The organism is Haladaptatus halobius, from assembly GCF_020618475.1.
GTDB classification, from domain to species: Archaea; Halobacteriota; Halobacteria; order Halobacteriales; family Haladaptataceae; genus Haladaptatus; species Haladaptatus halobius.
Genome location: NZ_CP085341.1, coordinates 110,291 through 132,642, shown reverse-complemented (window position 1 = coordinate 132,642; position 22,352 = coordinate 110,291). Strand labels below are relative to the sequence as shown.

The following is a 22,352-nucleotide window of genomic DNA, read 5'->3' as shown; positions in this document are numbered from 1 at the left end:
TACACACTCAAACAACCTAATCGTTATATTTTGTATATCTAGACCGAATCAACGGACATATCGAGTGTGGGTTTCTAGTGGAAATATGGTTGCTACGGTTGCGGAAGTCGAAATCCCCGCCACGGAATTTGCCCTCAGTCAGTCATTCTCGTCACTTTCTGAGCTTGCCTGTGAAATTGAACGGGTGGTTGCCCATGACGACGACCGTCTCATGCCATTCGTGTGGGTGAGTGGCGATGAGCACACGCGTGAGGAGGTCGAAACTACTCTCGAAGATGATTCAAGTGTCGAATCCATTGAGCTCCTCGCGGACTTGGAGGACGAGTGGCTCTATCAGATGGAGTGGATCGATCAAATCGAAACGCTGGTTCAAATCATCGTTACTGAAGACGGAACGATTCTCGCGGCAATGGGTGATGGCCGTGATTGGAATCTTCGCATCATTTTCCCCGACCGAGAGGGCCTGTCACGGACATACGAGTATTGTGAGAAAAACGGTCTGTCACTCGACATCCTGAATATATATCAGTTAGAGGACGGCCGAAAAGGACGCTTTGGACTAACCGATGACCAACAAGACACACTAACACTCGCCTACGACGCTGGCTATTATCAAGTTCCCCGGAATGCAACGGCTGACGATCTCGCTGACGAGCTAGATATCTCACATCAGGCAGTCTCCGAGCGCTTACGGCGGGGTCATGGAAGCCTTGTCAAAAACGCGCTCATCCTCGGCCAAGGTGCCGACGACCCAGACAAAAAATGATCCGAGCGCAACTCTACTGAGCATGGTCATCTCGTAGCTCAAAATGATTTGAGAAGGATGGAGGATCAGATGATCTTGTTACCACTCACTTTGACGATGATCGAACCAACGGTCTTGCCATCGAAATCGACCGCAGTGAGCGTCGATTGCTTGCCAACCGGGAGAAAAATCGTTTTACTTGTTTGGCCACTTTGAATCGTCCCGGTATCGAACTCAGTGCCGTCCTTTTTAATAACGGTCAAGGCACGAACGCCATGCTTCGTTGTCGCGGCTGATGTCAGCGTTACGCTCGCTGCGACGCGGCCACTTGCCCACGGTTCACTCACGCTCATTCGCTTAAACACGAGTGAATTATCAACACCAGACGCCGTCACCGTGGGACTTCGTGTGAGACATCCGCTCAGGCTTTATGGTTCCAATTGCGCCAGTCAGTGTTAGGAACGTTCGTCGTGACGTACGATCCATTATCACTCACACTCCCGTTGCGGACAGGGATTCGCTACGTGGAGGTGCCTGCTAGGCAGTGGTGCCGTGTGGTGGCGTGTGTGGTCGGAGTGTTGGGATTGGTTGGTTGTCATCTGTTTTGTTGGTTGTGAATTCTGGTAGTGGAAGTTTAGTCATTATCGCTGGGAGTTACGCAGGATCAGCGGGCCAATCGCGAGAGTTCGTTTCGCGACGGTCGCGATCCGGAGAATATAGCTAACAAGCAATAAAAATGGGATTAGTGTGACTGTGAACGCACCAGCGACCACCCAGAGGAGATCGCTTACACCAAGCGTGATGCCAGTAAATGTCCCACTCCCAACAAACGCGAGCATTGCGCCAGCGACGAACAACGCTGGAATCGCCGCATAGAGGATCAGTTGAGAGAGGTCAATGAGTGCCCATTGGAAATAGAGCGTCTTGATATGCTCACGTGCCGGCCCGAACATCGAGAGCGAGGTCTTCAATCGTTCAAACAGCCGATCCTGTTCGTCAGTCAGATCGTCCGCATACTCGCTTTGCATCCGTTCGACATGGAAAATTTTCCACGAGTAGTTGAAATCGAGGGCGGCAAACAACACATCAAACGTCCCGAATTGTGCGCCCTCAAGCTCGTCTTTAACTGTTTCTGCATTTCCTGTGAGGCTCTCCGTGAACTCGTCAATCTCATTTTGGAGGTCGTCATGACCATTTTTTGCGATTGCCTCACGGAGGTCATTTGTTCGCTGCTCAGCCCCACCGATCAGTTGCTGGAGAAACGCAGACGGGTCAGCCGGAGTTGAGTGGCCAAGCATTTCGCTCAGATACTCACGGAAATCCATCGCATCGCTCATCCGTTGATGTTGATCGCCTAGCGGCCCATTCTCCTGGGAGATGACGAGTTGGCTGATAGTAACGACCAACGTCGTTCCGGTGATCGTTGCTCCAAGCATGGTTGAGAAAATCGTTTCAATCGTGTCTGTTTTCGCGATTTCAGATTTTAGCGGTGGGTAGAGAAGCGTGCCAGCGATCACGAACAGCACAAAAAACACCACTGCAATTACGCCAGTAACTGCCAAGCGCCGTGCGCCGAGCACCACCCAAAGCTTTGCACGATTCTCACCAGCCCGTTCACGCATCGTATTTGCCGTGCTGATTTCGCTCTCACTCATTGTCTGTTTTGTCTCCCTGTCGCGCAGGGCGTTTGAACACTAAAAACTTGGTGCCACCGCCGACGTACTCAATGGTGTCAACGAGTTCCCACCCATCTTTCCCCAACTCATTGAGCTCAGCACTCGGGTCGATCGCCTCTTTTTTGGTGCTCCCTCGCGGTGGCCGGAGCGTATGATACTCCCACCTATCAGTAGTCTGTCGGGCCATATGTACGAATCAGCCGTCTCATCATAGATTGGTGAGTAGAGACTCTTATACGAGCGGGCTTAATACGAAGAGTATTTTAACCGTCACCACCGAATATCCCCTCCTTCGATTAGTCGATTCTCACTTACAACCCATCATCGTGAAGCATCTGGTATACTCCTTGAGAGTGCCTTATTCGAGACTCTGCACATACGACCATGCCGGTGGCGCTGATGAATGTGAGGTGAAGGGGACGAAATTGAGCTTCTACTGAAAGCCAAAACAACCACTCCGCTTACTTAGTCGGGATCGTCTCTCCGTTTTGTTTCCCGAAGAATGAACGCTCCAATCGAAAGGGTACGTTTCGCCACAGTGGCGATGCGGAGGAAGAATGACAATAGGATGATGAACGGAACTACTGCAATAGTCGTAGCGAAACTGACGGTCAGCACATCATTGCTAATAGCGAGCGTCGAACCTGGAACTGCCCGCGCGTCGAAGTAGATGATCATCGCCACAGACACAACGAGGGCGGGCACCGCCGAGTACAACATTGCTCGTGAGAGATTGACGAGTTCCCGTTGGAAGTAGAGCGTCTTGAAGTGCTCGCGCGACGGACCGAAGAATTTCAGACTCTCGAGGATGTCGTCGAACGCCGCGTTTACTTCGTCGGTGAGCACGTCGGCATGCTCATTGCGAATCTTCCGTGCGAGGAAAATTTTCCACGAGCAATTGTAATTGAGGATGGCAGAGAGCACGCCGAAGGTTCCGAACAGTGTATTCTTCAGCGTCTTACTCATCTCATCGGCGTTCTCCGCTAGCCCATCGGCGTAGCTGTGGATCTTCTCTTTCAATTCTTCATCGTAGTTCTCGTCAACTGCGTCGGCGAGTCGGTTCACTCGGTCGTTGGTCTCCTCAATGAGCGCCTGCATGAACGATGCCGGTTCCGGCGGACTCGTTGGCACCTCTAGCGCATTCTCCACGTCACGTCGAAACTCCATCGCGCTCTCCATCCGATTCCGCTGGTCACCGCCTGGCCCGAGTTCTTGCGAGAGCACGAGCTGGTTGAGCGTCACGACGAGCGTCACACCGGTGATGATCGCGCCAATGAAGCCCTGAAACACGGTATCGACTGCGTCGTCGCTTGGCCCGATATACTGCTGGAGTGGCGACGGGTCGGCGACATCGAGGACGACCAGCGTGACGAAGAAAGTAATCAACACCCCGCTGGCGACGACCCACCGATTCGCCTCCATGTAGAGCCATAACTTCACTCGATTCTCGTTGACCCGCTCGCGCATCGTGTCGCCGGGTTGAGTACCACTATCCGACCCATTCATGTTCGAGATAAAGTAAGCGGCTTTCAAATACCCTCTTGTCTGATCCTGGCAGCACCGGCGAGTCACTCGAATATCCTCTGAGCTTCACTGGCGACCTACGAGGATCCAATCACCGACAGGATGACCGGGTAAGTGTCCATAACTAAGACTCCACAGCTCCTGTTATTTTGGTGGCATGCCCCATGGGTATTCCTTTTTGCGATTGCATATGTTACCACTCCTATAGTTCCTTGCCCAGTTAGGTCTCCTATTCTGCTCTTGGAAGGGGTTAATTAGAGCGTGGACTGTCGAGACATCGTATGGTGAAGGTATACGACTCACGTGTGTCCTAATGTATTTGGGAGTACGCCTCATACATACAAAATCGCCATGGCTGAAAAGACAGCTGATTCCGAAGAGGTGTCCCGTGAGGAAGTTGCAGATCGTCTCCAAGCACTTGCCCATGAACTGCGTGAGGAGGACGCGGCTGAGATTCAGGTTGGAAACAAAACAGTGGAACTCACGCCGGCGTCAACCATAACCTACGACATCGCCATCGAAGAGCGGTCACCCATGATTGGAAGTGATACCGAAGCTATCACACTCGATCTGACCTGGAACCCAGAGACAAACGAATCCTGACGATCCGCATACTGGGATACGTTAAAAGTGATGTGGGAGCGATTCCCGCGTATTGCGACATCTGCCATATGAAACGTGGGGACGTGAATGGTCTCCATGTTGCCCACGTTTGCCGGATCAAATGACCGAATGCGATGCAAGACCCGACATAGTGAGCTATGTTCACAATCCACTTAGCAGTTCGGTTCACTGTAGCCAGTGAGAAGGGATAGTGTGCTAACAATCGCTAGCGCCAGCGGGGAGCATCAATCTTCCACCTATGAAGCGTCCAGTAGACGCCCACCGTGAGCGTCCCCACGACGAGTGCAGTCAGATGTGAGAGGTCGGTAAGAAGAGTCGCTCCAAAGACGCTCTCGCTGAGCACGACTGCCCAATCGTGGCCGTGTGGAAAGCGAATCGTTGGTTGAACTGTTCGATCATTGCCTGGAGTAATTTTGTTTACATTATTTTCGGATAAAAAGGCGAAGACTAGGCTCAATTCTTGTGTCGGATGTGGGCCAAGACGAATACAATTGCCATCACGACCATGAGACTAGCCGCAATAACTAAGATGAGGAGATTCGCTGTGAGGCCAGCAACGGCGAACAATACCATTGCAAGCGCACCGAGCTCTAAGCCACGCCGTTGCCAACCATCGTATCGATCGCCTTTCGCCACGCGCACATACACGAATGCGAGGGCGAGTAGTCCCGGCAGCACGACGTCCGTGTACAGCGCACTGATGAGGAGAGCACTCACTGATATAAGCCATACACCCCTCTCAGGAGTAGCAAAGTATCGACGCCACCGGAGAACATCCAAAAGAAACCAGTGCCCACCAATGCAGCTTGTACACGTGCACTCAACTAGTATCACAGCCTGATATTCGTTGCAGATTATCTTGTAACCGGCACCTCGCATCCACGCCAGCACACCGTGGTGTGTAGTCATCGTTAGACCTCGGACAGTACTTCTGAAAGCGTCCGACTTGAGATCGTCACTGACGATAAGTTCGCTTCTCTGTCCTAACCCATCACTTTCCTAACCCATAACTTGCTAGGTGGAACGTCACTCTTACACCACTACTCAGCCCATCCATTCCATGCATTCAGCATGTGAGTTTTGTGGTATATCTCAGAGCATTCGCTCGCCTAGTAAAGTTTCATCAATAATCATTGACACCCAATAAAAGAACTGTGCGAGGGAACTAAGCGTTCCCCAGTCGTTAGAGTGGCTTTCCTGTCTTAGTCGACGTTCGAACAGGTCTGCTCTTGGTTGTCACCGGAGTTGAGCACGTTCGCATTCGCGCCCACACCAATACCAGCTAACCCTCCAGTGCCACTTCCGGATGCGCTGTCACCCGACTGCGTACACTCGTTCGATTGCGTGTCTCCACTGCTGCTCGATCCATCAGCGGCTTTCTCTCCGCCGTAATCGGACCCACCAGCCAATACAGGCGTCGCGAATGCACCGCTAAGCACGGTGGCGACGACCGCCAGTGCCATCAGAATGTGTAGTGTCTTTCTCATAGGTTCTCCCGTGTTGTTTCTCTTCTGTGGGTGAGTTTTCGATGTCTCGCCCACCCACGTCCCAGCCACTATGGTGGCAGTAATAAACACGCATATCCGTTGATAACGTTTGCGTGGCCTCTGAAGAGTCTAATTTGACTTTACTGCCTTCTCCCGAAATAAACTTCGAATCCCGCTCAGCTTTGAAAATCAATGCTGCTGATTACAGCTCTCAAGAAAACAACCGTTTATTTTGTTATTTTGGTGCAACTGGAGCGTTTCACACGAAATAGAACTCTCCATCACCACTGGTGATCATATAATTCACGATCAATCATTCTTTCTGGCTTATGATCGTTCTAAGTCAATTCAATCTTTTTATTCACAGTCAATCCCCAGTTATCGGGTTATACGCATTGTTACCTGAGCAACTGTCAAAATCAACAGTTCATATACAGGGTTAGCGCAAACCGTACTCTGCATTACCACCAGCTATCAAACGATAACTGAACGCCAAAGGAATGTCAGAGCGGGATTCAGCTACCAATCTATTTCAAATGCCGGCCGGCGTGCCAAACACGTCCTTGTGGGTGCTCACGTTCGAGCCACGCACTTGCTTCGAGTTGGCGCAACACGACTCGAATCAGACTTTCGGAGGGTGGGTCTTCAAACGAACTCGATAATCGAGATTTGAGTTCAGAGAGCCGGAAGTGGCCCTGTTCACGTGCAAGGAGAAGAGCCTCAGAGGCAATACAGACTGCTCGGTGTTCCACCACAGTGATCAAATTCAAAGTTGGTGGAGAGACCCTAAGAACCATTCGAATCTGTCGTCTTAAAACCGACCCAATCCCTTCTATTTGGGAAATATACAATAACTAGAATTCAAAATAGAAGAATGCTGAAAAAGACCGATAAGATAGAAGGCATCACTCTATGCGAGAGGAGTAAGAATTCAATTTATAGATTTTCAATATTGTCGCTCGCATACCAAATACGTCCCTCTGGATGGTCACGCTCAAGCCACTCGCCTTCCTCGAGTTGGCGTAATACAGCCCGAATCATACTATTAGAGGGCTCCTCATCGAACTCGAGGTTCTCTTTCAGTTCTGGAAGCCGAAAGGTATCTTCCTCATTTGCTAATAAAATAGCCTCTGAAGCGATCTCGGTCGCCCGATGAGTTGTCATGCTAGCAAATCATCTTTCGTATGGTAAATAAGTATAGTCTACTTAGCAATAGCAATAGTTGGTTATCCCGTTACCAACTCTTCTGTTCAAACAACCCTCTTACAATGAGTGCTACTGCTGCTTTGAACATGGGCGTAGTTTTACATATGCTGGAAGAAGTAGATGAAATAATACGCGAGAAATGGTCTTCTCGGGTGGATCCACCTCATGTATCCACGTGAATACTTTTCACATGTGAATCGATAAGGTCACCTCTAACACTTGAGCCATAAGAATAAACATCAGAGATTTCCTTTATAGTAAGGATAGCGCGAGACTGATGGTGATAAACATGCTCTCCAAGCGACCGCCGATCGAAGACCCGCTTCCACCCATTTACCGCTACCTCACAAGAGAAAACCCCCTCCAATGACCGCAAACACCATCCATCAGTCTGAATTTTCGCTCGGAACGCTCTTTGATCTCCTCACCCATCCCCACCGTCGGTATATCCTGTATCACCTTCAGACAATGGATGGGGAGACAATTACCTTCTCCGCGCTGATTGATGCGGTGTGTGAGCGCGTCGATGCGTCGTGCGAGCACCTTGAAACAGACTTCCGCCACACGCATCTCCCGAAGTTGGCTGATCACACCCTCATTGAGTATGATGCACGGAGTGAAACAATTCGCTTTCGCGGTGGCGACCGTGTCGAGACAGTCGTCGAGTTCGCACGGAGCGAAGAAGAGCCGGACTGAGCACACGGACGATACGTGAATCCATGCTGGATGAGCGATCGTATTGGTGAGGGCAGCTTCTGTGGGATGTAAAGCAACATATCAGCTCTGCCATCCTCTGGTTATTTTAGTGCGGTTCCAGTAGAGTGCAGAGCAAGAGATGGTGGCTGAACCTGTAGAATACTTGGTTGAGAGACTCTAACCGTGAGAGGAATTAATGCGTGTATCCAACTAATACCAATAACGGATCCCCACCGACTGCATCGCCGCGTTCACTCAGTACCAACGTTCTGACTGCCGTTGCAGACGCAAAAGGGCAGTCACCAGTTGACCTCGAGCCATTGTACCAGGTGATTAATCCGGAGGCACTTGATGCACTGTTTGCGCCACGGGCAGATGGGACGCCACGGACACACGGCTCAGTCTCATTTCAGTATGCCGGGTACTGGGTCACCGTCTCAACTGAAGGTGCCGTAGAGCTTGAGTCTGATGAACCGTAGACACGTGCACGGACGGCATGGATCGGCGGTTCTCGCTTGATTTCATCAGGAGCGTGAGCGCTGTTAGCGCCTGTCCTCCGTCTCGAGAACGGCCAGAGGAGCTGCTCACCGAGTGATTAAGCTGCTTCGGATAGAATACGAATACCCTGATGGCAATCCTCGTCGAGTTCTCGCTCCCAGCGACAGACTTCGTGCTTGGTCGCTTACTCACGGCTGGGACAGAGATCCAGATCGAATTCGAACGGATTGTTCCCATTAATGCGAACGTCATCCCGCTGTTTTGGGCCTGGAATGACGATTTAGACGCCTTCGAACAGCGCGTTCGCGCTCACGACCACGTCCAGGAACTCATCGAGATTGAGCAAGTTGCGGATCGCCGCTTGTATCTCCTGCACTGGGAGACCCCTGACGGTGGCTTTTTCGAGGGGTTTACCACGGCTGAGACGATCATCCGCAGTGCGTATGGCTACAACTCCGAAACCTGGGAGTTCGAAATCCTCTTTTCCTCACAAGAAGAGCTCACCACGTTCCATAACCACTGTCGAGAAAACAAGATTCCGTATACACTCGGCCACATGCAGACACTTAGCGAGGCCGGCAGTGACTTGGTCGAGAGCGTACTCACCGAAAAACAACGAGACGCACTAGTACTCGCACTCCAACGGGGGTACTTCCAGACGCCCCGGCAGGTCGCGTTGGCTGAGTTAGCGAAGGAATTTGACATTACTCAGCAGTCGCTCTCTGATCTGATTCGACGTGGCAATGAAGCCCTCCTTGAACATGTACTTCTCGGTGGGGCGGGGGATATCTCATCCGACTAGCCTGTTTCAACTACGTCTTGTTTAAAACACCCTGTTTGAACAGCCCTAGGAGTTATAGACCTTTGTCGAAGTGCGTCAGACACAATGACTCCGATCCCAGATGGGGGAGATGAGCGTTTCTCCAACTCTGACGACAGGTTACTCATCGATGGGAACGAGGACACGACATTCTTTCACACGGTGGTTGCGGAGGCGGGCGAGGCCATTCTCACGCTTGATACCTCGGGAATGATCGTGTATGCAAATCCGGCGGCAGGCGACCTTTTCGGGTATGAGGTCGACGAGCTGATTGGCCGCCCGATGCGCATCCTCTTCCCATCCCAGTATGAGCAGTCCTACTATACGGCGTTTAAGAAGGTGGTTCACGACACAGAGGAGACGTCGGAGTCAGTGCATCGAACGACACTTGACCGAATTGGTCTCCATGCAGATGGAGAGACGATTCCACTCCGGTTCTCATTCACTGAACACGCGTACGACGATCAGCGGGTGTTCACTGCGATCATCCGGGATCTCACCGAGCAAAAACGGCACGAGTACGAACGCCGTGATAGCGAAGCACGCTTCCGGCAGATCGCAGAGCAAGTCGACAGTGTGCTCTGGATGACGGATGCCGAGATGACTGAGGTATTGTACATCAACTCTGCCTACGAAGATGTCTGGGGACGCTCACGAGAATTGCTCTATGAAGATTTATCGACGTACCTGGAAGGCATCCATCCTGACGATCGCAAGCAGGTCGAGGAGCTCATCGACCAAATCGCGCAGGATGCGAGGGCCGAGACCCCGCAGAGTGAGTACATCGCAGAGTACCGGGTTGTCCAACCTGAGGGGACGATTCGTTGGGTCTCTGATCGTGGTTTTCCCGTCTACAATGATGCAGGCGATATCCATCGGATTGTTGGAATCGCCGAAGATATCACAGCGCAGAAACAGCGTGAAGCGACGCTCCAGCGCCAACGCGAGATCCTCCAGACGATCTCCGAGATCAATACCGTTCTCAGACAAGTTAACAAATCACTGGTCGAAGCAACAACACAAAGTGAGATCGAGGAGCTGGTCTGTGAGCATCTCGTCACCTCAGACCTCTACCAGGCAGCACTAATCGGCGATCTCGAGCCAGCAACCACGGGGATTACCATCCGCACGTCATATGGCGTTGAGCAGGCGTATCTCAAGGCCATACGCGAGGCCGATCCAACAGACACCGAACAGGGGGCGACGGCACACGCCATCGAAACTGGTGGTGTCCACGTTGTCGACGACATTGAGACTGATCCAGCATTCCCAGAGTCCGTCCGCGAGGCAGCCCTGTCCCAAGAGTACCGCTCCGCTATCTGTGTTCCCCTCGTCTATGGCGAGACGACCTATGGTGTCCTCGTCGTGTATGGGACACAGCCCGCGATGTTTAGCGAGCACGAACAAGCGATCTTCGACGAGTTGGGCGAGACGCTTGGCTATGCGATCTACGCGCTCAAAACCCAACAACTCCTCTTGACGGATCGAGTGGTCGAACTCGACTTTGATCTGACTGAGACGGCCGCCTTTTTCATCACCGTCTCTGATGAGCTTGACTGTACGTTTACCCTTGATGGGGTTGTCCAGACCAGCGATGGAGACTTGCTGGAATATATCCAGGCTGACAATGCATCGCCGGAGCAAATTCTCGCACGGGCTGACCGCTCGCCAATTGTTCGGCAAGCACGATGTATCAGCACACACGAGGAGACGAGCCGATTTGAATTTCTCTTTGAAAGCAGGACAACCGCTTCAAAACGGTTGACCGAGCGTGGTGCTGCGATCAAAACAGGAACCGCCACAAATGGACAGGGAACGCTCACTGCCGAAGTCCCGACTGCAACTGATATTCGCCCCTTTGTTGAGGCTGTCCAAGCTGTGTATCCCGAAGCGACGCTCGCTGCCAAACGAGAACGTGAACGCTTGAGTGACTCGCCGACTGGCTTCCGTGAGCGGGTGCACGAACAGCTCACTGATCGCCAGCATGAAATCTTGCAGTCAGCCTATCTGAGTGGCTACTTCGAGTCGCCCCGTGAGAGTACAGGTGCCGAGCTAGCTGACACGCTTGGGATTTCGGGGCCAACGTTTCACCAACACTTGCAAGCCGCTCACCGCAAACTCCTGACGACGTTCTTCACACCCTCAGCAGCAACCAGTTGAACGCAGCAATGAGTTCGTAGATATCTACCTCATTGGGCATCTAACTGATAAGGTGTTGTGATTTTAGTGACAGACAACAACGTCGTCAGTAATAATACCAGAAAATGCCGCTCACCCAACCCACTCCATCGAGGCAATCTGCGACCTCCTCGCCAAGAGCCATCGACGAGTCGTTCTTGATCACCTCCAAGACGGAGACAATGACACTGCTACTCTAACTGACTTGGTTGGAGTCGTCCAAGCTCAGGTGGATGAGATAGAGTCAGAGCAACAAGCACGAACCACACTCATCCACACGCATCTGCCAAAACTCGCTGACCACGGCATCATCGAGTACGACCAGCGGAGTGCGACCGTGCGCTATCGGGATGGCAGACAAGTGGAAGCGGTCCTCGAGGTTGCCGCCACCCACGGAATAGTCTGACTGTAATACAGATAAATCCGGATTGTTCGCGTAGCTCATGACTGCTTCGATCGTCAGTCCAAGTATTTTAGCCATGAGAAGGAGACCTATCCAAGCACAGGATAGAGGCCGGACACACACTTAAGCGCAAACTCTGTGGCCATCTGCCGGCCACCCCAGGCAAGGAGCAGCCCAATCGCAAGTCCACCAATGGTTAGAATCAGTCCCCAGTTGGAGAGCGAGCGACGCTGCCGACTCGCGACGCGACTCCGTTTCCTGGACCGCGTCTGCATCGATGATCCATTCGTTTTTGCGTACACCGTTGCGATGCCAATGAGTATACTCACGCCGACCATGAGATCGCCCGTTAAGACAACACCGTGAATACCTCGTGACCAGAAGTTCGCGCCTATTGCCGCCTACAGCTATAAGCGGAAGTGAGTATACCCCGGGGGTTCCAATTCAATCTCTGTGCGTCGGTTCCTCTGCCGACCAGCGCGGCCGGCGGCAGCACGATTACGATCGCGTGATCGAAGTCTTAACCAACAGAACATGGTAGTTACCTCCACCAGTGTCGGTTAATATCGTTTTAGGGCTTGTGCTGGGACAAAAGCAGGGCAGTGGCTACTCTGCTTCGTTTTCGTCGACTAGCAGTGTGCTTTCGATGAGGTTCCCTGTTGCGCGGCGAAGGCGCTTACCGACCGCTTGATGGGAAATGCCGAGTTCGGCAGCGAGTTCGCCTGCATCGGTCTCTCGTGGAATGGTGTTATACCCACGTTCGTAGGCTTTGACGAGCGTATCGTGTTGGCTTTCAGTCAGTCCAAATCGGACATGACGGGCATCATCGACATCGTACAGCCGGTCGACGTCGAGATCGAGTCCATGTTTCTTAGCAAAACCTTGTATTGCGGGCCGCTGCACTCGAGGAACAACACGTGCAGTGTCCACTCTTCATCGGCGGCAAACGCCTGCTGGACAGAGGCATCGAACTCAATGACCATGCGCCCGATAATTTGCGCTTCGTCGGCCCACTCGAGCCGATAAAACCGTTCCTCGTCGGTCTCAGTGAGCAACTCGACGTTCTTGACGCTCGGGTTGGCGTCAAGTAGTGCGGTCAGATCTTCCAGTCCCTCGCCCGACACCCAGACAAACGGAATGACACGCGCCGTATCGTGCGCGACGACGCGGTCGATCTCGAATTTGAGCTTCGGTCGACGGGTGAGTGTTTCTCGAAGTACGAACTGCTCGGCTGGGATGGAGAATTCGCAACCGTCGTCATAAGCGAGTCATGGTACTTACAACTAGAAGTTGTCGGGACAAGTCGGGCAGCCGGTGGACGCGGTTCTTCATTCGAAACGATAATACCCTTAGCCTGTGAGCGAGAGACTATTGGTATGAGTAACAAATCTCCCGACGAAAACGAGTCTGACGCAGAGATCGATCGTTCTCAAGTTACAGATGAATCGTGCAAAATCTGCGGTGAAGAAACGCAACACCAGATTTCTATTGAACTTATTACGGAAAATGAGGATTCAGACAATGATGAATTTTCCCGCGAACCCTATCGTATCACAGAATGCCAACAGTGTGGTGAGATATCAAAACAACGAATGAATGACGTCTAACTCACTTTTGTTAACTGAGAATCGGCTGGAGCGTCAGCATATCATCAATAAATAATACTTTATCAATTATCACTCTCAAATCTTTATCATATTGTTTCCCTTGCTGAATATTACCGGACTTTTCATCGAATATTTTATTGTTTACCATAAGTGTCGCTGTTCTTGGTGCAGCGGTATTGCAGGACTGGTTCGGCAGTTTCGGTGAAAACACCGTCGAACAGCTGCTCTCGAAACCTTCAAGTCAGTATCTGCACATTTGCCGTCTACTACCAGTTGGTGAGCAGGCGAAGCGAGATACCGAGGAGGATCACGATAATCCCAAGAATTGTTGTGATCGGTGGTATCGGAATGAATAGCAGGATGACTCCAGCGAGGAGTACCATGGTCGAGAGTCGTACCATATTAAGTGATTCAAAAGTGGTCGGTTGGTATTGTAGCGGCAGAGCTTGGTTTCTATATATTTAATCTATCTGTAATATCATCGAAATATAACTGTATATTCCATCCAATATATACTGGGTACTCACACCAAACGGAGGTGAAACACGAATTTCAGAGATCATCCGTTTCACTTAAACGTCCCCTCTATCCCGCTAGTTGGGTTCCCAATCAAATCCTCACTCAAGTAGCATGAAAGGGATGGTAGATCTCGATTTATATATCGATAATCGCTTTTCTCTCCATGTCGAGTACGAGATACTCTTACCGGTGTCGTAATCGCGGAATGGCGGTCAAGAGAGGGATCTTAGGTCGATGTCCGATCAATAGCATTGACTCCATTAGTATGACCCTCTGATTCGACCGTTTCCTGCATTCTCAAAAGAATAAACTGAATAGTGGCTGGTCTTACAGAGACATTCATGGTGAATCCTTTAGTTAGTGGCCATTGTACTCATGATGATGCTCGCATCCTTATATCAATACCAGCACGAACAGGTCGCAGACGGAAACCGGACGGCTGGCAAGTCGCAGACTGAAGACTCGGTCAACAAGGATTCGGAGGAATACTTCGGCAAAAGCATGAGCGACCTCGATGTTGAAACGTGGAAGACTGTGGAACACGATGGCGACCCAGTCCAACGTCGAACTATCACCCTCGATGAGATCATCGCGATCTCGGTTCCGGAGGAGCCGGCCGATAACGATGATCCCGATCTTCCCGGCCAGACGATCCAAGTTCGCATAGGCGGTGGCGAGACCTTCATCTCACAGGCCGAGATTGTCGAAGTGCAAGATGCGAACCCCGATGAATCTTGAGAGTTTAGAGAAATATTTTCGCCAGGTGGTTTGGCTATTCTCTTCTCGTCGTGGACTTTTCTCATACAATGAGCGGTGCTGGCGTTCATACGATTGGGCTTGTCCGAGTGGCGATGATTGGACTACACCATGCACGGTTAGACGGAGATCTAGGACGTTCTTAGTACAATGCTGGGAGAGCGAGCACGAGGAGGATCATCGCGAGCGTCGCCGCGCTCGCCATCGTCGAGCGGAGCGTCCGCATGCGAGGTGACAGTACTCTACGACAGCATCGTCAGATTATCCTCGACGTCAGTGAGCGCTACATCTCGAAGAGGATCTACCACTTGTTTGCTGAGTGAATCAGCTAATACGCCGTTCTCGTTTCTTGTGTGACCCTCGTCTATCTGTCACGCTGTTCGCTAAGGTGGTTTTGGACAGCCGTTTGCAGTTCATCGTCGTCAAGATCGAGCTCCTCCTGATTGATGGCCGACCGAAGTACGCCGGGATCCGTGACAGCCTCGATTCCCCGGTCATCGACTGCTGACTCGATCGCCTCTTGGTTGACCACCTGGTTCGCCTCGTCGGTCATATCGGTCAGCGAACTCACTGCCTTCGTGACCGCGGCCGCTGCTGCAACGACAGCCATGGATCGCGCTTTGTCGCCAATCTTTAAAAAGGATTGCTTCCCGTAGGAGGCACTGTCCATGTTAGCTGATTCCATGCGAAGCTGGATGTTTTCAACTAGGTTTCAGCGGAAGGGTGTGACGCGTGACGAAAATGGTTCGCAAATCAAAATCAATTCGTGCGATGTTTTAGCTCTTTGAAGATACGTTCGACGATGTTCTGATATCTATAGGAGACATGTTGAAATCATAGTTTTAGCTAGATTTCATCGATCATGACGTGATTCGGCGTCTTCCCATTAGTCGGCTGTCTATCGGCTTTTGAACCAAATTATGGATTGTTGTGCGACACGGTCGACAGCGAACTTTTCTAAAACAGAACCAGCATCTGATAATGATAAACCAGCTGTATGTGGGCAGATAGTAAAACCACATCAGCGGCTTCGGTATCGTTCTCGCTCTACAACATCTAACTCGATCCAGTCGCTATCTCCGTGAGGGCGGTCGGTTTCTACCTAGATCACTGGCAAATCGCACTGCCTCGGCCTTCATTCTTATCTGAACACTGCCGAATGATAGAGGACAAATGACGATCTCCTCCAGGAGGTAGATTATTATGGACTGTTTAGTTGTGCTCCTAACAAGATCTTGTAACGATTGCAGACAACCGTCGCTTCGGATAATATATGAATAATAACTGATCAGATGGGTGCCAAGTAGCGCTGATCAGCCTATCGCCATACCACAATTCTTGCTCGATTTAACAGTGCTGGGTATTGAGTCGTTCTCCGGGGATGCAATTCATCGGCCACATCATTGAGTAGAGGTATTCGAACTAGAGAGTAACCGTGGCGCTCTCGATTGATCCTATTTCGCCCAGGGTCGTATTCAGGATAGCTCTTGTGTTCGTATAACGAGCAGTGGAGGGTATCGACCTTCTCTCCATATCGAGGTTCCTTTTGATAAGGAGCAAATCAGCTGATGCTCGACCTCGGTTGCAACCGATTAACTTTCATTTTCTACAGCTTCGAAGTCAACATCTTGTTCCTCCCCGGCTAGCGCAACGTGCCCATAATTGAGCAAGCCCACAAACACACTACCGCCGATGATATTCCCAAGCACTGTCCAGACAATAAAGTAGATGAAATCTCCGATCGTGACACCCTGATTCAGAAACAGTGCGGTCACTACTTCAGTCGTCCCAAGAATACTATGATGGAAGGGTCCGAACCCAATCATTGCCGTCCCGAGGATCACAAAGAGAATTCGACCGACGGTGTCACGGCTGGACGCAGAAAGCCATGTTACGAGCCCCATCAACCAGCCGGCGATCACACCACTCAAAAGAATCACCCACCATGGCAGCGGAAGGAGTGCATTTGCCAGTTCGCCAAAGGCCGTTGCCTCAATAATGCCCATGGATGGCCCGACCGTCGCGATGAGCACTGCAAACATTACACATCCTACTAAATTTGACGTGAGCGTAACACTCCAGACCCGACCTAGTTCAGTTAGTGAGGCACGATCATCCAGGACAGGCAAAATCGCCATCGTCGAGTGGGCTGTAAAGAGTTCTGTTTGTCCGATTACTACGAATAAGAAGGCGATCGAGGAAACACTGCCAAGTACGACTTGCTGGACGAGTTTCGATTGAAATCCACCAGAGAACGTGAGTGCCATCGCCATGAAGAGTGCACCGAAGCTGAGATTAAGACCAGCTGAAAGTCCGGATAGAAACACGCCTTTGGGAGGGCGGTGAATCTCCTGGAGTGCGTTTTCCATTTCACGTTCTAAAATACGTCGATAGGATAACGATGCACCTGATGGGTCATTTTCCGTGTCTGAACTCATGCGCGGATGTGTGCATTGAAACGGGATATAAATAAACTAGGCGTTCCAAAGCTTCCAATCCCGTTTTAAATATCTACCACTCAAATTGCTTCTAATAGAAACGGTAGGTGAAAACCCAAAAGTGAATCTAATAGTAGAGCTGTAGAAAGCTACCGGGTTATCGTTGATTGCTTTCTTGGCTACTCACATTACATATGATCTAGTTTTATCTCGGAATTGCCAGGTATTCATAGACAAGTTATTCGCCGATCCTTCCCTAGGACGTTCACTATCTCTTACTCCTGTAAGCTTCGAGTAGATCTATTGTACACTCGTAGGATTCCACTCTTGAATATGTTCACCATGCTATAATATTTCTAACGCTAATTCCTACATATTCCTGTACTCTGCAGCGATGTAACGGAGCAACAACTATAGCAACCGAGGAGAAACAATTTATATGGACTCGCTGAATCAGACGCTTCACCTCCGAGAAACAGTCGCAACCGCCAATGAATGGTTTCGTGGACTCTGGGAGTACTACTGGGTCTACGTTCGAACGCATAGCGGCATCCATGCAGCAGCCACAGCCGCCTTGACTGGCCTTGGCTTGTTGGCCTATTTCAACCGATGGTTCATTGTCCTAGCGCTGGCTTCGTATGTCCTGCCACCAGTGTATCTCTATCTCACGACGGATGAATCCGAAGACAAGTTAGAATCCAAGGAGACCTCAAATCAGAGGACGAACCCTGCATTCGATGGAGGGAGTACTGATACGGACAGTGATTCTGATGGGAGAGATACGGATACCGACTCGGACGGTACCGATACAGACACGGATTCTGATAACGGTGACACTGACTCTGATTCTGACGGTGCCGATTCGGATTCGGATTCTGATGGTGCTGATTCTGACGCCGACGCTGACGGGGCTGATGCGGACGCTGATGCCGACGGGGCCGATGCTGATGCAGATGTTGACGGATAAAGAAAAATACGACTGGTTTCTGCAGATCCCAAAATGGCTGCACAAACGTAGCGATGATGTCTCATTAATAACCTCTGATAGATCACCGAAAGGCGGCAGAATGATTGCTCAATCAAAGGATTTGAAGCGGGAGACTGCGGATGCTTAATGGTCAAACTTTCACGCGCCACTAAACGTAGTGAGATTCGCAAAAAACACTGTTAGTGGCCGAGACGAATCTATCACCTCGAAGGATGGTGGTGAGTTAGCCGTCATTTCGCTCTTCTATCTCTGAATTCTCATTTGCAGGCCTGCTTCGGCTAGGTCGTAGTTGTGATTCTCTTACTCCGCTGACAGACCGAGGATGTCGCGCAGCGTTGCAGAACCATTCGTATTCGATTTCATACTTGTACTGACCGAGGAACTGGCCGTCATTGTCGAGTAGTTCCGTTGTTCGAGTATTTCATGAAGATCCCAAAGTCGATGGCCTATTCGCAGTTGTTCGCGTTCATGCTGTGATCCACAGCGAGAGAAATAGTTGTGGCTGATTCTCACGTGGCTCTGGCTTTAAGTGGTCGGCCACTACAGAAAGTAATATCGTTGGGAGAGTTGAGGGCAATCCTCTTAACCGCGCTGACCATCAGTTCGCGCATGGGAACGATTGTTGGCATCGAGACTGGGAGCGGAACCATCTTGGCAGGCGATCGGCGGGTCGTTAGTGGAAACACGATACGAAGCAACAACAAGCAGAAGGTGTTTGACTTCCCGTCAGTGAGAACAGCAGCAACGGGCGAACCAGATGGAATCGACGAATTTAGTCGGATGCTCGAATCTGAAATTCAAAGATACCGGACTGAACAAAGCAAAGAAATGGGGATCCAACGACTCGCGAATGTCGGTGCGACAGTCGCTGAAACTGCAGGTGTCGATGCAATCGTCTCGGCGTACGATGACAAGGGGATCGCCCTAATTCGTGAAATTGGCGACGATGGACGAATCCTCGATGATAAGGTGTTGGCACTTGGAAGTGGTGCGCAAGTCGCACTCGGCCGACTGGAAAGGGCCGATCTGGACGTAGATCTCTACGCCGCGGAGTCACTAGTTCAGGACGTTCTTGCTACCGTCGCCGAGCATGACTCGATGACTGGTTCGGATGTCGATGTATGGCGGCTCGAAAACTCGAATAGCGGTCCCAATAAGTCATGAGGGAAATGGTGTGATTGAGATACTCATAGAGGCAATCTACCTGAATTCGTTAAGGGGGTGATCCACATACCATGGAAGAGAACACCAACCATATATACCAGAACTGCAACTGCACAAGCAGTGACAGCCGCCGAGTGGTTCCGCGAGAATACAGAGATTGTTCTTCCGAAGTGTGCACTGTCTAACTCTCGCGCTGCACTCAAGCAAGAGTTCAGGATTACCATCGTTGAAGAGGACGAGACGCTCCGACTCATCGGTAGTCCAGCCGTCATTATCGAAGTCCGCGATTGGCTCTCCTCAAGGGGAATCTCTTTACAGTGATCCGAGCTACTTCTAGTTCAAGGCTGATCTTGAGGAGTGGACTAATTGTTTCCCGATTTCTTCGTTTTATAGTTCTACTCTTCTGATTTCACCCAGAGACGTCGGTATATCATTAAAATCACTATTGTCGTGGAAATCGAAGTATCGCCGAGAAACTTACGATATTCTGCCATTCCCTCCACCTGAAGATATTGAATAGGTGGTTGCCCACGAGATAACTGTGCCATTAGTGTAGGTCACTGTGAAAGAAGTTTCTGGGAAGAGATCGAGACTATCTTTACTGACTAGATTGAGGCTGAGGTCGGAAACGAATCAAGCGAAATATCTTCAGACGAGGTGTCGAGACAGTCTGCGTGACTTTGGTCATTCATTTTCAATAATAAGTAAAAAGCTTGTATATGCAGGCAGTACAGCTGGTACCTGAGACCGGTAATTTACATACGTGATGGCACATGATACTAGTTCGTTAGAGCACAAGGATCAAGACGATGCTGACTGTCCACAATGCAATCGCAGCGTCCATCCTCGTCACCGAATCTGCCCCCATTGTGAACACCTGCTCGAATAAGAATCCACTACAATTTGGAAATAGTGAAAACCAATAGAGCGAATTGAACTACGCCAACCTACTCGCCACCTTCAGCGGTTCCTTGAGGCGGCAACTTTCTGCTTCGGCGTCAGAATGTGCAGAACCGTCCCACAATGGTTTCAGTCTTTAAGGATATTCACTCTCATTATTTGGAGTGAGACACTCCTACCAGTTCGCTATTTGGTTTCCACGTCCGACGCACGCTTGGTGTTGCGTTTGAATGATGAACGAGCTGTGCTCAAGTATCTTCCAATCCTTCCAAAATTCTATAAATATATAATTTAAATAAATCCACGCGCCGAGAGAAGATGGTCTTGTAGTTAGATCCGTTTAGAGACGTTGCAGGCGGATTTCATCATTTGTTACTTGTTCAATATTTTCGTCTTGGAGTGGATAAGTGTCTTCATCAATATCTCCCCAACCAAGTTTATCTTTGATCGACTCGAACATACCGGGATCTGGGTCGATATAGGCAGTATCTTCTCGAACTTCGGCGACCACGCCAATTTCATCACCGTTTTGGTTGATCACGCGTTTGCCTTCATCGTCATCAGTCATCATTGCTATAGCGATCAGAACACAACTACTCTTTCAATAAGTGTTTCCCTAGCTGGGATGAGTGATATATAACGCACGTGATGCAGTGTTATCTCCCCGATAACGATAGAAGCTTCATTTATGAATACAAAATATTAGTAAACCATGCCTCAAGCACTGAAGTGATGACTAGTGTTGCACTCATCGTTCTTGATACCCTCCGGAAAGACGCTTTTGATGACGGATTTGATTGGCTCCCCGGAAGACGGTTTGACCATGCATGGTCGACCGCAAAATGGACGATGCCTGCCCATGCATCACTCTTCACCGGCAAATACGCGAGCGAAGTTGGGGTACATGCAAAAGCAGAAGGGTTTGACTGTCCAGAATCTGCCTTGGCAGAATATCTTCAACAAGCAGGGTACACAACTCGTGCCTTCAGTGCGAATCTGATGGTCTCACCGGTCTTCGGATTTGATCGTGGGTTCGATACCTTCCAAGGGGCATGGCGAATAAACGTCAACAGTAAAGGGTTAAAAGGCTGGAAAGAAATCACAGAGATCGGCCAGGGCGATACTGGAGCACAGAAATACGCTGATGTGGTAAGACGAGCCCTCGCTGGACAGTATCGAATCTGGCCGTCAATCAAACGAGGAATTCAAAAGCGAACTGGCGGCTTCTTAGAGAAGACAACCGACGATGGTGCAACGAGATTCCTCCAAATTGTTCAAGAAACTCAGTACGGCGACCAAGAATTTCTCTTCGCTAATCTAATGGAAGCCCATGCACCCTATAGTCCACCCACTAGTTCGATTGACGATTCATCGTACGATGAAGTAGCCGCGACTCTTACAGAGAACGAACCTGACGGGGAACCTATTCGCGAAGCATATGACGAAGCTGTTCGGTATCTCTCAGATAAATACCGACAAATTTTCGCGGAACTTGAACGAGAGTTTGACTACGTCATCACGGTCGGTGATCACGGTGAGCTCTTCGGTGAGCATGGAAGTTGGCGGCATTTACACGGCGTCTATCCTGAACTCACCCATATTCCGCTTGTTATCTCTGGGCCCAACTGCACAGGTAGCTGCACTAAACCAACGAGTTTGCTTGATGTTCATCGAACAATTCTCGAACTAACTGGTATCGATGCACCATCGCGAGGTCAAGATTTGCTTGGTGAAATCACGGAGCAACCGCGATTGGTTGAGTATGAAGGGCTTCGTTCTCCTCGTATCGAGATGATGTATGACGCTGGATATGCTGACTCGCTTATCGCCACCTATGATGCTCCGCTTATGGGATTTGCTGCCTCTGATGCCTACTTCGGGTATGAAACGCTTGACGGTTGGAATGAGTGTGGTGTTCCTCCTGTGGAAGATCCACGTAAATATCTGCAAGAGCTGCAAGAAACACTCGAAATCCGAAATACTGTTAGTGATAAACTCGAAGTATCTGACGCTGTAAAAGCTAAATTGAGGGATCTTGGGTATGCCTAATCCCAATCACGGTTATGCGAACGTAACTTCTCTATAAAACTTATTCAGAGCGTCCATTTTAATCACTATTTTCT

Annotated in this window: 27 protein-coding genes; 13 read left to right on the top strand and 14 right to left on the bottom strand. The window is 50.3% G+C overall.

The annotated features are described in order from the left end of the window. Positions 1–85: 85 nt before the first annotated feature. A complete protein-coding gene (locus LIW51_RS36615) occupies positions 86–766 on the top strand; it encodes a helix-turn-helix domain-containing protein (RefSeq protein WP_227380798.1) in 681 nt (226 codons plus the stop codon). Between the two features lie 65 nt (positions 767–831). Here the strand turns inward: LIW51_RS36615 and LIW51_RS36610 are convergent, their stop codons facing one another. From LIW51_RS36610 to LIW51_RS36595, 4 genes are all read right to left on the bottom strand, one after another. Continuing rightward, a complete protein-coding gene (locus tag LIW51_RS36610) occupies positions 832–1,098 on the bottom strand; it encodes a hypothetical protein (RefSeq protein WP_227380797.1) in 267 nt (88 codons plus the stop codon). Between the two features lie 288 nt (positions 1,099–1,386). Further along, complete coding sequence (locus tag LIW51_RS36605; RefSeq protein WP_227380796.1) at positions 1,387–2,400, bottom strand: DUF7972 family membrane protein; 1,014 nt, start codon at positions 2,398–2,400, stop codon at positions 1,387–1,389. Next, positions 2,393–2,608, bottom strand: coding sequence for a Sp36 family protein (sp36, locus tag LIW51_RS36600; RefSeq protein WP_227380795.1), 216 nt, complete (start codon positions 2,606–2,608; stop codon positions 2,393–2,395). Before sp36 ends, LIW51_RS36605 begins: the two co-directional genes overlap by 8 nt. 278 nt (positions 2,609–2,886) lie before the next feature. Next, positions 2,887–3,927: a DUF7972 family membrane protein gene (locus LIW51_RS36595; RefSeq protein ID WP_227380794.1), complete on the bottom strand. Its 1,041-nt coding sequence runs from the start codon at positions 3,925–3,927 to the stop codon at positions 2,887–2,889. 369 nt (positions 3,928–4,296) lie between these two features. Between LIW51_RS36595 and LIW51_RS36590 the strand changes: the two genes are divergently transcribed. Then, positions 4,297–4,548: an amphi-Trp domain-containing protein gene (locus tag LIW51_RS36590; RefSeq protein ID WP_227380793.1), complete on the top strand. Its 252-nt coding sequence runs from the start codon at positions 4,297–4,299 to the stop codon at positions 4,546–4,548. Positions 4,549–4,774: 226 nt separating this feature from the next. Here LIW51_RS36590 and LIW51_RS36585 read toward each other — a convergent pair whose 3' ends face one another. The 4 genes from LIW51_RS36585 to LIW51_RS36570 form a co-directional block, all read right to left on the bottom strand. Continuing rightward, complete coding sequence (locus LIW51_RS36585; RefSeq protein WP_227380792.1) at positions 4,775–4,912, bottom strand: hypothetical protein; 138 nt, start codon at positions 4,910–4,912, stop codon at positions 4,775–4,777. A 110-nt stretch (positions 4,913–5,022) separates the two neighbouring features. Beyond that, complete coding sequence (locus LIW51_RS36580; RefSeq protein ID WP_227380791.1) at positions 5,023–5,286, bottom strand: hypothetical protein; 264 nt, start codon at positions 5,284–5,286, stop codon at positions 5,023–5,025. Positions 5,287–5,771: 485 nt separating this feature from the next. After that, positions 5,772–6,056, bottom strand: coding sequence for a hypothetical protein (locus tag LIW51_RS36575; RefSeq protein ID WP_227380790.1), 285 nt, complete (start codon positions 6,054–6,056; stop codon positions 5,772–5,774). A 936-nt stretch (positions 6,057–6,992) separates the two neighbouring features. Beyond that, positions 6,993–7,220, bottom strand: a complete 228-nt coding sequence (locus LIW51_RS36570) for a hypothetical protein (RefSeq protein WP_227380789.1) — start codon at positions 7,218–7,220, stop codon at positions 6,993–6,995. A 408-nt stretch (positions 7,221–7,628) separates the two neighbouring features. Between LIW51_RS36570 and LIW51_RS36565 the strand changes: the two genes are divergently transcribed. The 5 genes from LIW51_RS36565 (at position 7,629) to LIW51_RS40325 (ending at position 11,860) form a co-directional block, all read left to right on the top strand. Continuing rightward, the gene (locus LIW51_RS36565; protein WP_227380788.1) at positions 7,629–7,958 is read left to right on the top strand and encodes a DUF7344 domain-containing protein; all 330 of its coding nucleotides are present in this window, start codon (positions 7,629–7,631) and stop codon (positions 7,956–7,958) included. Positions 7,959–8,158: 200 nt separating this feature from the next. Continuing rightward, positions 8,159–8,437, top strand: a complete 279-nt coding sequence (ddfA, locus tag LIW51_RS36560) for a DdfA family disk-determining factor (protein WP_227380787.1) — start codon at positions 8,159–8,161, stop codon at positions 8,435–8,437. Positions 8,438–8,586: 149 nt separating this feature from the next. Further along, a complete protein-coding gene (locus LIW51_RS36555; protein WP_227380786.1) occupies positions 8,587–9,258 on the top strand; it encodes a helix-turn-helix domain-containing protein in 672 nt (223 codons plus the stop codon). Between the two features lie 84 nt (positions 9,259–9,342). Beyond that, on the top strand, positions 9,343–11,436 hold the full coding sequence (locus LIW51_RS36550) for a bacterio-opsin activator domain-containing protein (protein WP_227380785.1): 2,094 nt from the start codon (positions 9,343–9,345) through the stop codon (positions 11,434–11,436). Positions 11,437–11,527: 91 nt separating this feature from the next. Continuing rightward, positions 11,528–11,860 (top strand): DUF7344 domain-containing protein, encoded by a 333-nt coding sequence (locus LIW51_RS40325; RefSeq protein ID WP_438267516.1) that lies wholly within the window; start codon positions 11,528–11,530, stop codon positions 11,858–11,860. 603 nt (positions 11,861–12,463) lie between these two features. On the opposite strand, the gene LIW51_RS36540 is transcribed toward LIW51_RS40325, so the two are convergent. Both LIW51_RS36540 and LIW51_RS36535 read right to left on the bottom strand, forming a co-directional pair. Then, positions 12,464–12,760: a helix-turn-helix domain-containing protein gene (locus LIW51_RS36540; protein ID WP_227380783.1), complete on the bottom strand. Its 297-nt coding sequence runs from the start codon at positions 12,758–12,760 to the stop codon at positions 12,464–12,466. Further along, the gene (locus LIW51_RS36535) at positions 12,655–13,095 is read right to left on the bottom strand and encodes a bacterio-opsin activator domain-containing protein (protein ID WP_227380807.1); all 441 of its coding nucleotides are present in this window, start codon (positions 13,093–13,095) and stop codon (positions 12,655–12,657) included. Before LIW51_RS36535 ends, LIW51_RS36540 begins: the two co-directional genes overlap by 106 nt. Here LIW51_RS36535 and LIW51_RS39750 point away from each other — a divergent pair. Beyond that, complete coding sequence (locus LIW51_RS39750) at positions 13,012–13,464, top strand: DUF7835 family putative zinc beta-ribbon protein (RefSeq protein WP_368411924.1); 453 nt, start codon at positions 13,012–13,014, stop codon at positions 13,462–13,464. The two genes, LIW51_RS36535 and LIW51_RS39750, sit on opposite strands and share 84 nt — an antisense overlap. Positions 13,465–13,730: 266 nt before the next feature. On the opposite strand, the gene LIW51_RS36525 is transcribed toward LIW51_RS39750, so the two are convergent. Next, complete coding sequence (locus LIW51_RS36525) at positions 13,731–13,865, bottom strand: transporter (RefSeq protein ID WP_227380782.1); 135 nt, start codon at positions 13,863–13,865, stop codon at positions 13,731–13,733. A gap of 499 nt (positions 13,866–14,364) precedes the next feature. On the opposite strand from LIW51_RS36525, the gene LIW51_RS36520 reads away from it, so the two are divergent. Beyond that, positions 14,365–14,721: a hypothetical protein gene (locus tag LIW51_RS36520; RefSeq protein ID WP_227380781.1), complete on the top strand. Its 357-nt coding sequence runs from the start codon at positions 14,365–14,367 to the stop codon at positions 14,719–14,721. Positions 14,722–15,103: 382 nt separating this feature from the next. Here the strand turns inward: LIW51_RS36520 and LIW51_RS36515 are convergent, their stop codons facing one another. Both LIW51_RS36515 and LIW51_RS36505 read right to left on the bottom strand, forming a co-directional pair. After that, positions 15,104–15,349, bottom strand: coding sequence for a hypothetical protein (locus LIW51_RS36515; RefSeq protein ID WP_227380780.1), 246 nt, complete (start codon positions 15,347–15,349; stop codon positions 15,104–15,106). A gap of 982 nt (positions 15,350–16,331) precedes the next feature. After that, on the bottom strand, positions 16,332–17,177 hold the full coding sequence (locus tag LIW51_RS36505) for a formate/nitrite transporter family protein (protein WP_227380779.1): 846 nt from the start codon (positions 17,175–17,177) through the stop codon (positions 16,332–16,334). Positions 17,178–17,616: 439 nt separating this feature from the next. Between LIW51_RS36505 and LIW51_RS36500 the strand changes: the two genes are divergently transcribed. The 3 genes from LIW51_RS36500 to LIW51_RS36490 all read left to right on the top strand — a co-directional run bounded on the left by LIW51_RS36500 (position 17,617) and on the right by LIW51_RS36490 (position 19,650). Continuing rightward, entirely contained in the window at positions 17,617–18,144 is a 528-nt protein-coding gene (locus LIW51_RS36500; RefSeq protein ID WP_227380778.1) for a hypothetical protein, read from the top strand. A 630-nt stretch (positions 18,145–18,774) separates the two neighbouring features. Continuing rightward, positions 18,775–19,329 carry a 20S proteasome subunit A/B gene (locus LIW51_RS36495; RefSeq protein WP_227380777.1) on the top strand — a complete coding sequence of 185 codons (555 nt, stop codon included), beginning with the start codon at positions 18,775–18,777 and terminating at the stop codon, positions 19,327–19,329. 120 nt (positions 19,330–19,449) lie between these two features. Next, entirely contained in the window at positions 19,450–19,650 is a 201-nt protein-coding gene (locus tag LIW51_RS36490) for a VNG_1110C family protein (protein ID WP_227380776.1), read from the top strand. A gap of 919 nt (positions 19,651–20,569) precedes the next feature. On the opposite strand, the gene LIW51_RS36485 is transcribed toward LIW51_RS36490, so the two are convergent. Then, a complete protein-coding gene (locus LIW51_RS36485; protein ID WP_438267515.1) occupies positions 20,570–20,797 on the bottom strand; it encodes a DUF8593 domain-containing protein in 228 nt (75 codons plus the stop codon). An 80-nt stretch (positions 20,798–20,877) separates the two neighbouring features. Here LIW51_RS36485 and LIW51_RS36480 point away from each other — a divergent pair, with 80 nt between their 5' ends. Then, on the top strand, positions 20,878–22,278 hold the full coding sequence (locus LIW51_RS36480) for a sulfatase (protein ID WP_227380774.1): 1,401 nt from the start codon (positions 20,878–20,880) through the stop codon (positions 22,276–22,278). Positions 22,279–22,352 lie beyond the last annotated feature (74 nt).

Excerpts from the sequence above, each read along its gene's own strand:
- LIW51_RS36500 (WP_227380778.1), top strand. The coding sequence starts at position 17,617 with ATGGACTCGCTGAATCAGACGCTTCACCTCCGAGAAACAGTCGCAACC.
- LIW51_RS36525 (WP_227380782.1), bottom strand. The coding sequence starts at position 13,865 with ATGGTACGACTCTCGACCATGGTACTCCTCGCTGGAGTCATCCTGCTA.
- LIW51_RS36515 (WP_227380780.1), bottom strand. The coding sequence starts at position 15,349 with ATGGCTGTCGTTGCAGCAGCGGCCGCGGTCACGAAGGCAGTGAGTTCG.
- LIW51_RS36520 (WP_227380781.1), top strand. The coding sequence starts at position 14,365 with ATGCTCGCATCCTTATATCAATACCAGCACGAACAGGTCGCAGACGGA.
- LIW51_RS36575 (WP_227380790.1), bottom strand. The coding sequence starts at position 6,056 with ATGAGAAAGACACTACACATTCTGATGGCACTGGCGGTCGTCGCCACC.
- LIW51_RS36480 (WP_227380774.1), top strand. The coding sequence starts at position 20,878 with ATGCAGTGTTATCTCCCCGATAACGATAGAAGCTTCATTTATGAATAC.
- LIW51_RS36570 (WP_227380789.1), bottom strand. The coding sequence starts at position 7,220 with ATGACAACTCATCGGGCGACCGAGATCGCTTCAGAGGCTATTTTATTA.
- LIW51_RS36615 (WP_227380798.1), top strand. The coding sequence starts at position 86 with ATGGTTGCTACGGTTGCGGAAGTCGAAATCCCCGCCACGGAATTTGCC.
- LIW51_RS36590 (WP_227380793.1), top strand. The coding sequence starts at position 4,297 with ATGGCTGAAAAGACAGCTGATTCCGAAGAGGTGTCCCGTGAGGAAGTT.
- LIW51_RS36495 (WP_227380777.1), top strand. The coding sequence starts at position 18,775 with ATGGGAACGATTGTTGGCATCGAGACTGGGAGCGGAACCATCTTGGCA.
- LIW51_RS36565 (WP_227380788.1), top strand. The coding sequence starts at position 7,629 with ATGACCGCAAACACCATCCATCAGTCTGAATTTTCGCTCGGAACGCTC.
- sp36 (WP_227380795.1), bottom strand. The coding sequence starts at position 2,608 with ATGGCCCGACAGACTACTGATAGGTGGGAGTATCATACGCTCCGGCCA.
- LIW51_RS36505 (WP_227380779.1), bottom strand. The coding sequence starts at position 17,177 with ATGAGTTCAGACACGGAAAATGACCCATCAGGTGCATCGTTATCCTAT.
- LIW51_RS36550 (WP_227380785.1), top strand. The coding sequence starts at position 9,343 with ATGACTCCGATCCCAGATGGGGGAGATGAGCGTTTCTCCAACTCTGAC.
- LIW51_RS36485 (WP_438267515.1), bottom strand. The coding sequence starts at position 20,797 with ATGACTGATGACGATGAAGGCAAACGCGTGATCAACCAAAACGGTGAT.
- LIW51_RS36605 (WP_227380796.1), bottom strand. The coding sequence starts at position 2,400 with ATGAGTGAGAGCGAAATCAGCACGGCAAATACGATGCGTGAACGGGCT.
- LIW51_RS36610 (WP_227380797.1), bottom strand. The coding sequence starts at position 1,098 with ATGAGCGTGAGTGAACCGTGGGCAAGTGGCCGCGTCGCAGCGAGCGTA.
- LIW51_RS36555 (WP_227380786.1), top strand. The coding sequence starts at position 8,587 with ATGGCAATCCTCGTCGAGTTCTCGCTCCCAGCGACAGACTTCGTGCTT.
- LIW51_RS36595 (WP_227380794.1), bottom strand. The coding sequence starts at position 3,927 with ATGAATGGGTCGGATAGTGGTACTCAACCCGGCGACACGATGCGCGAG.